The sequence below is a fragment of the Stenotrophomonas sp. SAM-B genome, assembly GCF_013387485.1.
GTDB classification, from domain to species: domain Bacteria; phylum Pseudomonadota; class Gammaproteobacteria; order Xanthomonadales; family Xanthomonadaceae; genus Stenotrophomonas; species Stenotrophomonas maltophilia_AA.
On sequence record NZ_JABBXB010000001.1, the window covers coordinates 668,880 to 684,679 of the forward strand.

14 protein-coding genes are annotated in these 15,800 nt (G+C 67.8%); 6 read left to right on the plus strand and 8 right to left on the minus strand.

The features are described from left to right. Window positions 1–21: 21 nt before the first annotated feature. The 5 genes from HH110_RS02885 to HH110_RS02905 all read right to left on the minus strand — a co-directional run bounded on the left by HH110_RS02885 (window position 22) and on the right by HH110_RS02905 (window position 3,408). The gene (locus tag HH110_RS02885; protein WP_176988238.1) at window positions 22–345 is read right to left on the minus strand and encodes a hypothetical protein; all 324 of its coding nucleotides are present in this window, start codon (window positions 343–345) and stop codon (window positions 22–24) included. A gap of 34 nt (window positions 346–379) precedes the next feature. Further along, window positions 380–745: a hypothetical protein gene (locus tag HH110_RS02890; protein ID WP_176988239.1), complete on the minus strand. Its 366-nt coding sequence runs from the start codon at window positions 743–745 to the stop codon at window positions 380–382. Between the two features lie 67 nt (window positions 746–812). After that, window positions 813–1,496, minus strand: coding sequence for a class I SAM-dependent methyltransferase (locus HH110_RS02895; RefSeq protein WP_342589210.1), 684 nt, complete (start codon window positions 1,494–1,496; stop codon window positions 813–815). Window positions 1,497–1,513: 17 nt separating this feature from the next. Further along, complete coding sequence (locus tag HH110_RS02900) at window positions 1,514–2,134, minus strand: GDSL-type esterase/lipase family protein (RefSeq protein ID WP_241696372.1); 621 nt, start codon at window positions 2,132–2,134, stop codon at window positions 1,514–1,516. Then, window positions 2,134–3,408, minus strand: a complete 1,275-nt coding sequence (locus HH110_RS02905; RefSeq protein ID WP_176988241.1) for a pyridoxal phosphate-dependent aminotransferase — start codon at window positions 3,406–3,408, stop codon at window positions 2,134–2,136. Before HH110_RS02905 ends, HH110_RS02900 begins: the two co-directional genes overlap by 1 nt. A 174-nt stretch (window positions 3,409–3,582) precedes the next feature. On the opposite strand from HH110_RS02905, the gene rsgA reads away from it, so the two are divergent. The 3 genes from rsgA (at window position 3,583) to HH110_RS02920 (ending at window position 8,431) form a co-directional block, all read left to right on the plus strand. After that, a complete protein-coding gene (rsgA, locus tag HH110_RS02910; protein ID WP_176988242.1) occupies window positions 3,583–4,689 on the plus strand; it encodes a ribosome small subunit-dependent GTPase A in 1,107 nt (368 codons plus the stop codon). A gap of 19 nt (window positions 4,690–4,708) precedes the next feature. After that, window positions 4,709–5,962, plus strand: a complete 1,254-nt coding sequence (locus HH110_RS02915) for a flavohemoglobin expression-modulating QEGLA motif protein (protein ID WP_176988243.1) — start codon at window positions 4,709–4,711, stop codon at window positions 5,960–5,962. A 177-nt stretch (window positions 5,963–6,139) separates the two neighbouring features. Beyond that, window positions 6,140–8,431: a TonB-dependent receptor gene (locus tag HH110_RS02920; protein WP_176988244.1), complete on the plus strand. Its 2,292-nt coding sequence runs from the start codon at window positions 6,140–6,142 to the stop codon at window positions 8,429–8,431. Between the two features lie 696 nt (window positions 8,432–9,127). Here HH110_RS02920 and phbB read toward each other — a convergent pair. From phbB to HH110_RS02935, 3 genes are read right to left on the minus strand one after another with little or no spacing between them, the layout of a single operon-like run. Next, on the minus strand, window positions 9,128–9,868 hold the full coding sequence (gene phbB / locus HH110_RS02925; protein ID WP_088432597.1) for an acetoacetyl-CoA reductase: 741 nt from the start codon (window positions 9,866–9,868) through the stop codon (window positions 9,128–9,130). Window positions 9,869–9,893: 25 nt separating this feature from the next. Further along, window positions 9,894–11,222, minus strand: coding sequence for a CitMHS family transporter (locus tag HH110_RS02930; protein ID WP_176988487.1), 1,329 nt, complete (start codon window positions 11,220–11,222; stop codon window positions 9,894–9,896). Window positions 11,223–11,262: 40 nt separating this feature from the next. Beyond that, window positions 11,263–12,444: an OprO/OprP family phosphate-selective porin gene (locus HH110_RS02935; RefSeq protein ID WP_176988245.1), complete on the minus strand. Its 1,182-nt coding sequence runs from the start codon at window positions 12,442–12,444 to the stop codon at window positions 11,263–11,265. Between the two features lie 157 nt (window positions 12,445–12,601). Here HH110_RS02935 and HH110_RS02940 point away from each other — a divergent pair, with 157 nt between their 5' ends. Genes HH110_RS02940 through HH110_RS02950 form a run of 3 tightly spaced genes read left to right on the plus strand, consistent with a single transcriptional unit; the run spans window position 12,602 to window position 15,721 of the window. Beyond that, window positions 12,602–13,300: a response regulator transcription factor gene (locus tag HH110_RS02940; RefSeq protein WP_176988246.1), complete on the plus strand. Its 699-nt coding sequence runs from the start codon at window positions 12,602–12,604 to the stop codon at window positions 13,298–13,300. Further along, window positions 13,290–14,672 (plus strand): sensor histidine kinase, encoded by a 1,383-nt coding sequence (locus HH110_RS02945; RefSeq protein WP_176988247.1) that lies wholly within the window; start codon window positions 13,290–13,292, stop codon window positions 14,670–14,672. Before HH110_RS02940 ends, HH110_RS02945 begins: the two co-directional genes overlap by 11 nt. Next, entirely contained in the window at window positions 14,669–15,721 is a 1,053-nt protein-coding gene (locus HH110_RS02950; RefSeq protein ID WP_176988248.1) for an ABC transporter substrate-binding protein, read from the plus strand. The genes HH110_RS02945 and HH110_RS02950 overlap by 4 nt, the downstream gene beginning before the upstream one ends. Window positions 15,722–15,800: the final 79 nt, after the last annotated feature.

Consider the following 15,800-nt stretch of genomic DNA (forward strand, 5'->3'; position numbering starts at 1 on the left):
GTCGGCCGGCGCAGGCCGGGCTCAGCTCAGGGAACCGATGATCATCAGCAGGACGACCCCGAGCATGCTGCCGACCGAGATCACCAGGCCGAGGATCGCGAACACGCGGCGGCGGCCCGTCTGCAATGCGCCGGCAACGCCCAGGCCGAAGGCCACCAGCTGCATCAGGGCGGTACACATCAGGCCAAGCCCGACCAGGATCGCCGACATCGAGGTCTCCTCCATGCCGCCCGGCGTGGTGGTCTCGATGATGCCGGCGATGACGATCAGGCCCAGCATCAGCACGGCGCCGCACAGGGCGGTGATGAATGCGGCAATACCCATGCCGGAATGAGGGGTGTGCATCAGGGCTCCTTGTCGATGCGGTGAAACGGAGGAATCAGGGGGCGAGGGGCTGCGCGGCCGCAGCGTCCGACGGCGGATGCGAGGCATGCCATTGGTCGCGGATCCAGCCGCCGAGCGACAGCTGCGCGATCAGCACGCCCAGCGTCACCAGCAGCGCGATGATCCCGAACAGGCGGCGCCGGCGCGGCTGCAGCACGCTGCCCAGGCCGAGCAGCAGGGCCAGGATCGCCAAGCCAACACTGCTGCCGAGCAGCGCGGCCAGCGACCACGGCAGCTCGCGCATGGCCGCGTGTTCGGGCGCATGCGCGTAATGCATGCTCAGCAGCAACATCACCAGGCCGCAGGCGCTGACGATCAGCGCGGCGATGCCCAGCGCGGAATGTCGGGTCTGTCGGGTCATGGGGGCTCCTTGCCGGAAGGGGGGCGCGAGTATGCGCGCGTGCGGCCGGCGGCGCGAGTCGTGGTGGCTAGGCGGCCGTGGGGCGCACGCCGACGATCAGCCAGTTGTTGAAGGGCGTGTTGCCGTACAGCGGCGTCATCCGCAGGTGCAGCCCGGCGGCGTCCAGTGGCGCGCGCAGGCTCGCGGCGTCCGGGTAGTGACAGGGGCGCGTGCCCATCCAGCCGACCAGGTGCGCAAGCATGTCGGTGATCCGCGTGGTGCGGTCGCGGCCGCTGTGGTCGGCGAGCGTGGTTCGAATCACCAGCCGCGCGCCGGGGGCCACGCGCGTGGCGGCGGCGTTCAGCAACTGCGTCTGTGCGGCTGCGGGCAGGTACTGCAGCACGTCGAGCAGGGCGACGTTGCCATGGTGGGCGGGCAGGGTGGCACTGACATCCACGCAGGTGAACGTGGCCTGCGACAACCCGGCGCGCGTGCTGGCGCGCTCGGCCCGCACGATCTTGTCGGCGTCGATGTCCAGCCCGTGGTACGCCAGTGCGCTGCCGTGCTGGCGCAGCACGTGGGCCAGCAGGCCCAGGCCGCAGCCGATATCCAGCAAAGGGAGGGCGGGCGCCTCGTCCAGCGCGGCGAGCACGCCGGGATACAGCGGATCGCTGCCGAGTTTGCCGCGGCTGTAGTAATAGTCGCGACGGTTGCCGAGCCGCTGCGCCGGCAGGAACGCCGTGGCGATCCGGCGGGCCTGCTCCCTGGCCAGCGGCAGCGTGGCCTCGCTCAGCGGGTCGGCTCCGCCCACAGCACGCGCGTCACTTCGAACGCGCGCTGGTGCCACAGCGTGTACATCGCGGCGGACGGATGCAGGCCATCCTCGGCCAGCATGACGGTCTCGCCGCCCCATTGGCGGCTCAGGTCGGTGATGTCGACGAAGGCCACGTCATGCTCGGCACAGATCGCCGCGGCGGCAGCGTTGTAGGCAGCCAGCTCATGACCGATCTGCCCGCGGTCGCGACCGGACGCCTCGGCGTACGGGGTCACGCCCCAATCCGGGATCGACAGCACCAGCACGCGCGGTGCACGGTCGCCGGCGAAGGCGAGCGCGCGCTGCAGCAGGGCGGTGAAGCGCGGGCGGTACTCCGCCACGCTGCGCCCACGGTATTGATCGTTGACCCCGATCAGCAGGCTCACCAGGTCGAACGGACCCTGTGGTGGGTCCGCATCGATGCCGGCCTCGAGCTCATCGGTGGTCCAGCCGGTGGTGGCGATGATCGTTGGATCGTCCAGCGCCACGCCGATATCGCGCAGGGCCGCGGCCAGCTGCATCGGCCAGCGCCCGGCGGGGTCAACGCCTTCACCGATCGTGTAGGAATCGCCCAGGGCCAGATACGGCAGGCCCATCAGGCGACCGCGCTGCGCGGCTTGATCGGGACCACCTTGGTATTGGCTTCGGCGCGGCGTGCCAGGGCACGGTCGATGCGGCCGAACACATCGCGCATCACGTCCGGCTCGGGCAGCAGGGTGACGCGGAAGTGGTGGCGGTAAGGCACGTTGAAGCTCGAGCCCGGCACCACCAGCACGCCTTCCTCATTCATCAGCTCCAGCGCGAAATCATGGTCATCGAAGCTGCGGGCAGCGGCCCCGACCACCGCCGGGAACGCGTACAGCGCGCCTGCCGGTGCCACCAGCGACAGATGCTCGCTGGCGTTGCAGGCCTCGATCACCGCGCGGCGGGTTTCGTACAGGCGGCCACCCGGTGCGCACAGCGGCGAGATGGTGTCCGGCCCGTTCACGGCGGCATCGATGGCGTACTGGCCCGGCACGTTGGCGCACAGGCGCAGCGCGCTGAGCAGGTCCATCGCCGCGCGGAACTCGCCCAGCCGCTCGCCCGCGCCGGACAGCATCGCCCAGCCCACGCGCCAGCCGCAGGCGCGATGCACCTTGCTCAGGCCGCTGAAGGTAATGCACGGATGGTCGCCGGCCAGCGGCGCGACGGCATGGAACTGCGCGTCGTCGTAGAGGATCTGGTCGTAGATCTCATCCACCATCAGCAGCAGGTTGTGCTTGGCTGCGATGGCGACGATGCGCTCCAGCAGCTCGCGCGAGTAGCTGGCGCCGCTGGGATTGTTCGGGTTGATCAGCACGATCGCGCGGGTGCGCGAGGAGACCAGGGCCTCGATCTCGACCGGGTCGGGCTGGAAGCCGTTCTCCGGCGCGCAGCGGTAATACACCGGGCGACCATCGTTGAGGATGGTCGCGGCCGACCACAACGGATAGTCGGGTGAGGGCACCAGCACTTCGTCGCCCGGGTTGAGCAGGGCGCGCAGCGACAGGTCGATCAGCTCGCTCACGCCATTGCCGATGAATACCCGGTCCGGGTGCGCATCGGGTGCGCCGCGCCGGGCGTAGGCGGCGGCGATGGCTTCGCGCGCCTCCGGCAGGCCCTGCTGGTGGGTATACGGATCGGTGCGGCCCATGTCGTCGGCGATCGCGCGCTGCAGGTGCTCCGGCGCACGGAACCCGAAGTTGCCCGGGTTGCCGATGTTGAGCTTGATCAGCTTGCGGCCCTGGGCCTCCAGCTCCCGCGCTCGTCGCGCCAGTTCGCCCCGGATCTCGTAGCGGACTTCGGACAGGCGCTCGCGGGTGGCGAGCGGCTTCAGCGGGGGCGTGGACATGAACGGGCCGTCATTCAGGCATGGAAACCGCATGGTAGCGGAATTGTTGCGTTGCAGGGCAAGCGTTTCCGGCCAAATGCCCGGCCCTGCAAGGCAGTTGCAGATGAAAGGATTTCCGCGGGTGCGGACCGGCGTCGGCCTGTGCGGCGACGGCCGGTCGCCACACCCTTTAGAATGGGCACGATGAGCGAACCCACTGATTACCTTGCCCTGCAGACCATTGGCTGGCCCTGGCCGGGCGGCCCGGAGCTGCCGGCCTGGCAGGCCCTGTTCGAACAGTTCCCGCAGGCGCGCCCCGGCCGGGTGATCGAGCAGCATCGCACCGGGTACATCGTCTCCGATGCGCCGGAAGCGGCGATCAAGACCGAATCCCCGCCGGAGTGGCAGCGGCCGCGCTTCCCCAGCCACGAGCGCGCGGCGGTCGGCGACTGGGTGCTGCTGGACGGCATCAAGATCGTCGCCCTGCTGCCGCGACGCACCGCCATCAAGCGTGGCGCCGCCGGCGAGCATTACCACCAGCAGGTGATCGCGGCCAACATCGATACGGTGTTCATCGTCTGTGGCCTGGATGCCGACTTCAACCCGCGCCGGATCGAGCGCTACCTGCTGCTGGTCGGCGGGGGCGGTGCACAGCCGGTGGTGGTGCTGACCAAGGCCGACCAGACCGAATACAGCCAGGACGCCCTGGATGTGCTGGAAGAACTGGCGGCGCAGAACATTCCGCTGCTGGCGATCAACGGCAAGGACCCGGCCAGCGCCTCGGCCCTGCTGCCGTGGCTCGCCGCCGGCCAGACCGTGGTGCTGGTCGGTTCGTCCGGTGCCGGCAAGTCGACCCTGACCAATACGCTGCTCGGCCACGAGCGCATGAAGACCGCGGATGTGCGCGTCAACGACTCGCGCGGCCGCCACACCACCACCCATCGTGCCTTGATTCCGCTGCCGGCCGGCGCCTGCCTGATCGACACCCCCGGCATGCGCGAGCTGAAGCCGACCGGTGAAGAGGCCCTGAGCGAAGGCGGTTTCTCCGACGTGGAAGCGCTGTCGGCGCAATGCCGTTTCCGCGACTGCGCGCACCAGCGTGAGCCGGGCTGTGCGATCCGCGCGGCCATCGACGACGGCACGCTGGATGAAGAGCGCCTGCTCAACTACTTCAAGCTGAAGGAAGAAGTCGCCGCCGCCGCCGCCAAGCTGGCCGTGCGCCAGGCGCAGCAGGCCATCGAGCGCAAGCACGTCGGCAAGGGCGCCCAGTGGCGCCCGGGCGGGAAGGGCGGCCGGCGATAGCTTTTGCTACTGTCCGTCCATGGACACGCCAATGACCGTGGATCGTGACGTTGCCCACCACACCGCGCTCGATGCCCAACTGGTCGAGGCGGTGGGCGGGATCAAACTGCTGGGGCTGACCAGTTGGCCGGCCGCGTTGCAGGCGCCGTTCCTGGCCAGCGTCGCCCGGGGCCAGCCGGTCCTGCCGCAGGTCGACTACCCCCGGCTCGATTTCGCCGATACCCGCCATCGGCTGGCCGCGATCAGCGCCCAATGCGATCCCGACCATCCCATCGGCCTGTATGTGCAGCGCTCGGCGCACAGCTGGGACCAGGCGGCCGGGCTGCTCGAATCGCTCGGAACCGCCGAAGTGGACCGTTACTCGGTGGAGCTGTTCGGCGCGCCCGAGCAGCCGCTGCCCGGCAACGGCCCCAGCACCCGCGATGCGGCCCGCCACTTCATCCAGATCGCGCAGGAGCTGGACCACGAACTGCTCGCGCCCGAAGAACAGGTGCCGGTCTCGGCCACGGCCCTGCAGCTGCAGTTGCAGAGCGATCTGGACGCCTTCTTCGAGTCGCGCATCATCACCGTGCAGCTGGATCCGGAGCTGATCTCCAAGGCCGCCGCCGGTCCCAACCGGATCCGCCTGCGCACCAGCGCCCGCTTCAGCGCCTACGATCGCGCGCAGCTGTTCCACCACGAGGCGCTGGTCCACTCACTGACCGCACTCAACGGCCGCGAACAGCCCCACCTGCCCAGCCTGGCGCTGTCGTCGCCGCGGGTCACCGCGACCCAGGAAGGGCTGGCGACGTTCGCCGAGCAGATCACCGGCAGCATCGACATCGAGCGCCTCAAGCGCATCAGCCTGCGCACCGAAGCCATCGCGATGGCACGCGAGGGTGCCGATTTCATCGAGGTGTTCCGCTATTTCTGCGATGCCGGGCAGAACAACGAAGAGAGCTTCGCCTCCGCCCAGCGCGTGTTCCGCGGTGTCCCCCCGAGCGGCGGCGCCGCCTTCACCAAGGACACCGTGTATCTGCGCGGGCTGGTCTCGGTGCATACTTTCTTCCGGCACATGCTGGCCGAAGACCGCCTGCAGGTCTGCCGCTGGCTGTTCGCCGGCAAGATGTCGCTGACCGATGCGATCGCTTTCGCGCCCCTGTTCGAAGAGGGCATCCTGCGGCCACCACGCTGGCTGCCGCACTGGGTCAGCCGCGCGAATGGGTTGGCCGGCATGCTGGCGTTCTCGCTGTTCGCCAACCGCATCCGCATGGATCAGCTCGCCCCCGAGTAGTGCCGGCCGCTGGCCGGCAAGCTCGCGCGCCTTCCACGTGCGCCCAGTGCGTTCGTGAGCACTGCATCGCAATTCATCTGCGATCACTCTTACCGTCAACATCCTTTCATGTTCCGCTCGCATGCTGGTCATGCACCTGCATTGCGCAGGTCATCTTCCCCCATGTAACGGACGACCATGCTTACCCGACCCCTGACGATCGCGGTGGCGCTCGCGCTGTGCGCCGCCAACGCCCACGCCGCCGATGTAGACGCCACCGCCGCTGCCAATGTCGCGCTCAGCGCGCAGACACTCGATACCGTTTCGGTGATCGGCCAAGGCGAGACCCGCCAGGTGCAGCGCATCACGGCAGTGGACAAGGAGGTGCTGCCGCCGGGTACCAGTGGCCAGAAGATTCTTGATCGCCTGCCGGGCGTCTCCGTGCAGTCCAACGATGCCTTCGGCGCCAATGAAGAATCGCAGACGATCAGCCTGCGCGGCTTCGACAAGAGCCGCCTGGGCTATACGCTGGACGGCATCCCGCTGGGCGACAACAGCTACGGCAACTACAACGGCCTGAGCATCGCCCGCGCGTTGATCGCCGAGAACCTGGCCGGCGCCGAACTGTCGCAGGGCATCGGCTCACTGGGCGTGGCGTCCACCAGCAACCTCGGCGGCACCATCCAGTACTTCTCGCAGGACCCGTCCACCGAGTTCGGCGGCAAGGCCAGCGTCACCGTCGGCGATGACAACCAGCGCCGCGGTTACCTGCGGGTGGACACCGGCGACCTCAACGGCTTCTCGGCGTATGTCTCCGGCGTGCACCAGGATTCGGACATGTGGGCCGAGCCGAACCAGAACCAGACCACCCGCCAGTTCAATGCCAAGGCGGTCTGGAACGTCGGCGACAATCGTTTCGGTGCCTTTGCCGCCACCTCGCGCGTGAGCCAGGCCAACTACGCCTATCTCTCCAAGAGCATGCTCGCGCGTGGCCTGGGCTGGGACTGGAACATCTACGCGCCGGACTGGGACCGCGCGGTCGCCGCCGCCTACTGTGCACCGGGCACCTACAACGCGCAGAAGTGCGCGTTCACCGGTGGCGTCAACAGCATCGACGATGCGTACTACCAGAGCCGCGCACTGCGCGACGACAACCTCTACTCGCTGGATGCCGACCTCGCGCTGGGCGACAACGCCCGCCTGAAGCTGCTCGGCTACCACCACGAGAACCGTGGCCAGGGCCACTGGTGGGCACCGGGCCAGCCGTCCAATCCCGGCACCCCGGAGATGCTGCCGATCTCGATCCGCAGCACCAACTACACCATCAACCGCCAGGGCATCACCGCCGCGCTGAGCTGGCAGTGGGGCATCCATTCGCTGGAAGCCGGCCTGTGGTACGAGCGCAACGACCACAATGTCGAGCGCAACTTCTACTACATCACCGGTCCGTTCCTGGATGACGGCTACCTCAACCATCCCGATCGCCGCCTGTTCGATCAGGACTTCGACATCCGCACGCGCCAGTTCTACGTGCAGGACCGCATGCGCTTCCTGGACGACCGCCTGACCGTGGACGTGGGCATCAAGAGCCCGAACACCCGCATGACCGCCAACGCCAAGCCGGGTACCGAAGCCAGTTACGCCTCGGGCACGCTGACCGCCAAGGAATCGGTGCTGCCGCAGGCCGGTATCGGCTTCAAGCTGAGCCCGAACCAGGAAGTGTTCGCCTCGTACTCGGAGAACATCGCTGCCTTCGTCGGCGGCGGCAGCGGTGGCCCGCTGCAGGTCTCGCCGGAATCCTTCGCGGCCAGCGCCGGGCTGGAGCCGGAGAAGTCGAAGACGCTGGAGGCCGGCTTCCGCACCTTCGGCGAGAAGTACCAGGCCTCGATCGCGGCCTACCACGTGGTGTTCGACAACCGCCTGCTCTCGCTCAATCCGTGCACCAGCATCGAAGTGGGCACGCGCCCGGAGTGCATCACGCGCTTCATCAACGTGGGTTCGGTGAAGAGCCGTGGTGCGGAGCTGACCTTCATCCTCAAGCCGATCGATGGCCTGCAGTGGTACAACGCGCTCTCCTGGAACAAGACCACCTACGAGGACAACTACACCTCGGGCGGTGCGATCGTGCCGGTGGCCGGCAAGATCACGGTGGACACGCCCGAGCGCATGGCCTCCAGTGAGATCAGCTGGAACCGCGATGGCTTCTTCGCCAGCCTGCGCGCGAAGTACACGGGCAAGCGTTACTACACCTACACCAACGACCAGTCGGTGCCGGGCGTGACGACGTTCGATGCGGGCATGGGGTATTCGTTCGGGCCGGGCATGGGCCTGCGCGACATCAAGGTGTCGCTCAACGCGACCAACCTGACCAACAAGCGCTACGCCGGCCAGCTCAGTTCGTTCGCCCCGACCGATCCGACCGGCACCCGCTACGCGATCCACGCCAGCGCGCCGCGCCAGCTGTTCATGACGGTCGCTGCGGAGTTCTGAGCTTCGCCTGCAAGGGCAGGGTAGCCACCGACCGGTGGTCGGTGGGCGCAACGCCTCTCAGATGGCCGGGCCAGGCGCGGGGTGTGTGGGTTCGCGGGACGCGCCGTAAACCCATCCATGGGGGCTCGTGAGCCGCATCCATGCGGCACAACGGTCCCGCCAACCCACACACCCCACGCCTCTGACAGTTGGCTGGTGGCCATGAAAATGAAGAGCCGGTGCCGAGCGGAGCGGATCCCTGCTGGGCTGAACGCTCTAAGCCGAGCAAGCCACGCACGCCAAGCGAGCCTGGCGAAGCAGGCAAGGCACGCCAGAGCAGGCGAGGCAAGCAGGCAAGTCAAAGCAAGCGAAGCCAACCGGCAAACAAGCACGCCAAAGCAAGCCAAAGCAACGGCGTCACCAAGAGCCTGCTCTTTCGTTGCGCACCAGTCCCCTGTCAAAGGGTGGGCACGGGTGGGTTGGCGGGACCATGTGTTGCCATGGACGGCAACACATGAGCTTACATGGACGTACTTGCAGCGGGTCCCGCCGACCCACCCGTGGCTACCCAGCGCGACGCGAGCCTGCCCACCAGCCTTTGACCTGGTGGCGCCGTTGCTGTTGCGCTAAAAAAGCAAAAAAAAAGCCGCGACGCCAACCAGCATCGCGGCTCACCCCGTGGGGGAGGTCACGCATCAAACGGGATGCGCAAAAACATCAGAACATGTGCAGACCACCATTCACCGCATAATCCGCACCCGTCACATACGCCGCATCGTCCGACGCCAACCACGCACACAGACTCGCCACCTCCTCCGGCTTGCCCAGACGACGGATCGGCACCGACCCCGCCAGGCGATCCAGCACATCCGGCGGAAAACTGCTGATCGACTGACTCGCGATATACCCCGGCGAAATCGTATTGACCGTCACGCCCCGCGTCGCCACCTCATTGGCCAACGCCCGGCTGAACCCATGCATCGCCGCCTTCGCCGTCGCGAAGTTCACCTGGCCGATCTGGCCCTTGTGCGCACTGACCGAACCGATGTTCACGATCCGGCCCCAGCCGCGCGTGCTCATCCCATCGATCACCTGCTTGGTGATGTTGAACAGCGCATGCAGATTCGAGCCCATCACCGCGTTCCAGTCGTCAGGACTCATCTGCCGGAACAACACATCGCGGCTGCCGCCGGCGTTGTTGACCAGCACGTCGATCTCGCCGACCTCGGCCTTCACCTTGGCGAAGGCGGCCACCGTCGAGGACCAGTCCGCGGCATTGCCTTCCGATGCGATGAAATCAAAGCCGAGCTCGCGCTGCTCGCGCAGCCAGGCGGCCTTGCGCGGCGAATTCGGGGCGCAGCCGGCGACCACGGTATGGCCGTTGCGGGCCAGCTTCTGGCAGATGGCAGTGCCGACACTGCCCATGGCGCTGGTGACGTAGGCGATGCGAAGAGTCATGGCGGAACGCTCCTTGGGAGACGGATCAGGACGCAAGCGGGTACAGGCCGAACAGCAGCCCACCGAACATCAGCAACAGCGAGATGGCGATGGCCCACTTCAGGGTGAACTTCTGGTGGTCGGCGAATTCCACCTTGGCCAGGCCGACCAGCAGATAGGTCGAGGGCACCAGCGGGCTGAGTAGATGCACCGGCTGGCCGGCCAGCGAGGCGCGCGCCATTTCCACCGGGGTGATGCCGTAGTTGCCGGCCGCCTCGGACAGGATCGGCAGCACGCCGAAGTAGAAGGCATCGTTGGACATGAAGAAGGTGAACGGCATCGAGGCCAGGGCGGTGATCACCGCCAGGTACGGGCCCCAGCTGTCCGGGATGATCGCCAGGAAGCTGTGCGACATCGCCTCCACCATGCCGGTGTTGTTGAGGATGCCGGTGAAGATGCCGGCCGCGAAGATCAGCGACACCACCGACAGCACGTTGCCGGCATGGTTGACCACGCGGCGGCGCTGCTCGGCCAGGTTCGGGTAGTTGATCACCAGGGCGATCGCGAAGCCGACCATGAACAGCACCGGCATCGGCAGCACGCCCAGGATCAGTGCGGTCATCAGCGCGATGGTCAGGCCAAGGTTCACCCACAGCAGCTTCGGACGCTTGGTGTCCTCGGCATCTTCCACGGTCGGCAGCGTGTTGCCGTCATCGGAGACGCTGTTGTCCATCCAGCTGCCGCCCTGCGGCAGGGTCACCACGCCCAGGCGACGGCGCTCCTTCATGCCGAGGTACCAGGCCAGCACCAGCACGCCGGCACAGGCGATCACCATCGAGGGGATCAGCGGCACGAACACGTCGGCCGGGTCCACATGCAGTGCCGTGGCGGCGCGGGCGGTCGGGCCGCCCCACGGGGTCAGGTTCATCACGCCGCCGGCGAGGATGGTCACGCAGGTCATGTTCAACGCGTTCATGCCCAGCCGCTGATACAACGGCAGCATCGCCGACACGGTGATCATGTAGGTGGTCGAACCGTCGCCGTCGAGCGAGATCAGCATCGCCAGGATGGCGGTGCCGAGCACGATCTTCATCGGGTCGCCCTTGACGAAGCGCAGGATGATCCGCACCAGCGGATCGAACAGTCCCGCATCGATCATCACCCCGAAGTACAGGATGGCGAACATCAGCATCACGCCGGTCGGTGCGATCTTCTTGATGCCTTCCAGCATCATGTCGTCGATGCCGGCCGCGAAGCCGCCGATCAGCGCGAACAGGATCGGAATGGTGATGAGGGCGACCAGCGGCGAGAGCCGCTTGCTCATGATCAAGTACATGAATGTAATGACCATGCCAAAGCCGAGGATGCTCAGCATCATCTGCATTCTCCAGAAGCAACGGGGCGGAAAGAGGGGATCAGAAGGCGTACTGCAGGCGGCCGGTCACCGCGCGGGTGCGATCCACGGTGGCGTCGGCCAGGCGGTCGCTGTTGCGGCTTTCGATCAGGTTGAGCATGAAGCGCAGGTTCGGGCGCATGTACCAGTTGCCGCCCAGCGTCCACGCCTCGGTCTGGCCATCGCGCAGATCGGGCTGGCCGATCAGGTGCTGGTCGCCGCGCATCTGGTCATAGCGCAGCGCCAGCTCGAACGCACCGGCCCTGTGCTGGAAATCCTTGACCCGGCCGAAGCGCCCGGTCTTGCGGTCGTACACGCGCGATTCCCCGGTGACGAACCAGCTGACCAGGCCGTAGCCGGCCAGCACCTTGCCGCGCTGGCTGCCGTCGTCGAAGGTAGCGCCGCTGAATTCGCCCTGCCACGAGAGCGGGCCGCGCACCTGCGCGTACTCCAGCGACCACTTGTTGACGTCGGTATCGCGGCCGGCCGAGAAGTCCACCAGGGTCAGGCGGCTGTTGTCGGAGAGGTGACCGGCCGGGCGCGGGCGGATCTTCAGCCCGGGCACGCCATCGGCGCCCGGGTTGTCGTAGCGCTCATGCGCCAGTGACAGGCCCAGGTGCAGTACGTCGCCGGCGGTGGCGCCGGGTGCCCAGGTCGCGCGGCCACCGGCGGCACGGCCCTTGACCTGCCACGCATCGATGCTTTCCAGGCTGTAGGCGCTGGCAGCCCAGGTCATGTCGCCACGTGCGGCCTGCCAGGAGGCGCCGAGGCGATACAGCGGCGCCAGCGTGGTGCCGGCATTGCCGCGCTCCAGGAAGGTGCCGTAGTTGGAACTGGTGCGGTCATCCAGCGAGAAGAACTGCTTGAACTGGCCCACGGTCAGCTTGCCGGCCTCGCCGAAGCTGCGGCTGACGAAGACATCCTTGGCTTCGACACGGTCGCCGGAGAAATCCGCTTCCAGCTTGTAGTCGACGGCAAAGAACTTGCCGGACACGTCAAGCCACGCGCGGCGGATCTCGGTGTCGTCCTTGTTCGGAATGCCGCGGCTGTCGTTGTGGAAATCGGCGAAGTCCAGGTGCAGGCGGCCGCCGAGGCTGGCCGTGACCGGGCGGTCCTCATCGCGGTCGGCGGCGGCCCAGGCCGGCGTGGCCAACAACAGGGTGCAGGCGGCAGGCATGCACCAGCGCAAGGCGTTCAGTTCCATGGACCCTCCCAGGTACCGGATGTTCGGGGGTGACGCGATGGCGCAGCCTAGTGCCGGGATGCTGTCATCCACCTGTCAGCCATTGTTGCGCCGCAGCGAAGCGCACGGAGGTGGCTGCACGCGCTAGCATTCCCGCACCTTTCCCCGATCCCGACCGATGCGCATCCTGCTGGTGGAAGACAACCCGGACCTGGCCGACGCGATCGTCCGTCGCATGCGCCGCAGCGGCCACGCCGTGGACTGGCAGAGCGACGGGCTGGCCGCGGCGAGCGTGCTGCGCTATCAGAGCTTTGATCTGGTCGTGCTCGATATCGGCCTGCCCAAACTGGATGGGCTGCGCGTGCTGGCCGGCATGCGCGAACGCGGTGACAGCACCCCGGTGCTGATGCTGACCGCGCGCGACGGGATCGAGGACCGCGTGCAGGCGCTGGATGTCGGCGCGGACGATTACCTGGGAAAACCATTCGATTTCCGCGAATTCGAAGCGCGCTGCCGCGTGCTGCTGCGGCGCACCCGGGGCCAGGCCAGCGAGGTGGTGCAGATCGGTGGGTTCCAGTTCGACAACGCCGCGCACCGGGTCAGCCTGGGTGGCCAGCCGATCGAGCTGCCCAACCGTGAGTACCGCCTGCTGGAAATCCTGATGGGGCGGCTGGGGCAGGTGGTCGGCAAGGACGAGATCGGCAATGGCCTGTTCGGCTTCGATGACGAGGCCGGTCCCAACGCGATCGAGCTCTATGTCGGCCGCCTGCGCCGCAAGCTGGCCGACGCGCCGCTGCGGATCGTCACTGTGCGTGGCAGCGGCTACCTGCTTGAAGCACATGACGCCACGCCCGATGGCGGCGCCGATGGCGACTGAGGCCCGCGCGCCGACCTCGGTCCGGCGCACGCTGTGGCTGTACCTGGGTGGCCTGATGGCGCTGTTCGCCGTGGCGTTGTTCTTCGGTGCGCGCGACTACGGCCAGCGCGCCGCCAACCGTTCCTACGATCACCTGCTGGTGTCCTCGGCACTGTCGATCATTGATTCGGTGGCGCTGGTGGATGGGCAGTGGCAGGTCGATCTGCCGTACGCCTCGCTGGACCTGCTGGCGATGGCGCCGGAGGACCGCGTGTTCTACCGCGTCTCCGATGCGCGCAACCAGACCGTGACCGGCTACGGCGATCTGCCCGCGCCGCCGCGCGCGCCGACCGATCGCCCTCAGTTGTTCGATGCGCCCTACAGCGGGGAGACCGTGCGTTTCGTGGTGGTGTCGCGCCGGGTCTCCTCACCGTCCGCACAGGCCGAAGTGCGCGTGCAGGTGGGGCAGACGCGACGGGCGCGCGAGGCGCTGGCGCAGGACATGGTGACCCGCGCGCTGGTCGCGATCGTGGTGCTCTCGCTGTTGTCGCTGGCGCTGGTCGCGCTCGGCGTGCACCGCGCGCTGCGGCCGCTGGTGCGGGTCGAACGCGAGCTGTCCAGGCGCGAGCCGTCCGACCTGCGGCCACTGGATGCCGCCACGCCGCAGGAGATGGACCAGATGGTCGGCGCGCTCAACCACTTCATGGGCCGGCTTTCGAGCAGCAATGAAACCCTGCGTGCCTTCATGGCCGAGGCCGCGCACCAGATGCGCACCCCCTTGGCGGCACTGCGTGCGCAGGCACAGCTGGCGCTGGACGACGAAGATCCGGAAGACATGCGGCGCAGCCTGCAGGCGATCGAGCGCAATGCCACCCACATGAGCCGCCTGCTCAACCAGCTGCTCAGCGATGCCAGCGTGATCCATCGCGCCAACCTGCAGCGTTTCGCCTTGGTCGACCTGGCCGAGATCGTGCACCAGGCCCTGCACGAGGCCTTGCCGCAGGCATTGCCCGCACCTCTCGTGCAGCTGGCGGTGACCAGCGATCCGGCGTGGGTCAACGGGGATGCACTGCTGCTGCGCGAAGCGATCAAGAACCTGATGGACAATGCGCTCAAATACGGCGGCGACGGTGTACTGCAGCTGGCGCTGACCACCGATGACAGCCACTGCGTGCTGACCATCGCCGACCACGGCCCGGGCATCGCACCGGCCGACGCCGAACGCGTGTTCGAGCGCTTCGCGCGTGGCGAAGGCGCGGCGGCCGGCGGCGCCGGACTGGGCCTGGCGATCGTCAAGCGCGTGGTCGACAGTCACGGCGGCCACATCGATCTGGCCAACCGTGTCGGTGGCGGGCTGGTCGCCACCATCCGGCTGCCGAGGAGGCACGCATGAAACGCTGGCATGGCCTGTTGATGTTGCTGTTCACCACCACGGTCTTCGCTGATCCGGGCGATGTGCAGCGCTTCCCGGCGCAGGGCGCGCCCACCGCGCAGCTGCGCATCCACGGCTCGACCGACATCGAAGTCTTCGCCACGGTGATCGCCGATTACCAGCGGCTGCACCCCGGCACCGAGATCGTCTACGAAGATGTGATCGCGCAGGAAATGTATGCGCGCTACCTGCGCGACCGCAGTGGCCCGTCCGCGCCGGACATGCTGATCAGCAGCGGCATGGACCTGCAGACCAAACTGGTCAACGACGGCCATGCGCTGGCGCACCGCTCGGCGCAGACCGACGCGCTGCCCGGCTGGGCACAGTGGCGGCACGAAGCGTTCGGGATCAGCTACGAGCCGGTGGCGATGGTCTACAACACCCGCACGCTGCCGGCGGCCCGGGTGCCGCATACGCGCCGGCAGCTGCTGGACCTGCTGCGCGCGCCGGATGCGCCGCTGCTCGGCCGGGTGGGGACCTATGACGCGCAGCGCAGCAGCGTCGGCTATCTGCTGGCGACCCAGGACGGCCAACGCGGCAGCATGGCCGGCGCCCTGCTCGGGGCGCTGGGCGACAACCGGGTGCAGCTGGAGGAGCGCACCGGGGTGCTGCTCGACAGGGTCAGCAGCGGCCAGCTCTCGCTGGTCTACAACGTGCTCGGCTCCTATGCGCAGGCCCGCATCGATGCGGGCGCGCCGCTGGGCATCATCGAACCGGAGGACTACACGCTGGTGATGCTGCGCACCGCGGTGATTCCGCGCGGTGGCCGGCATCCGGAAGAAGCCCGCCGCTTCCTCGACTATCTGCTGTCACCGCGCGGGCAGCAGGTGCTCTCCCGCGAGGCGCGGCTGATGCCGATCCTGCCGGCCGCGGGCCAGCGCCGTGGCGCGTCGCCGGAACGCAGCTACCGCCCGATCCAGCTCGGCCCGGGCCTGCTGGTCTACCTGGACGGCCTCAAGCGCCGCCAGTTCCTGGAGGCGTGGCGCGGCAGCATGCAGCAGGAGCGGTGATCACCGCTCCTGCTGCCCGCGCATTCCATCTGCGCTGCCAGGATGCCGGTAGTGACGGCCGCTGGCCGTCAACCTCATT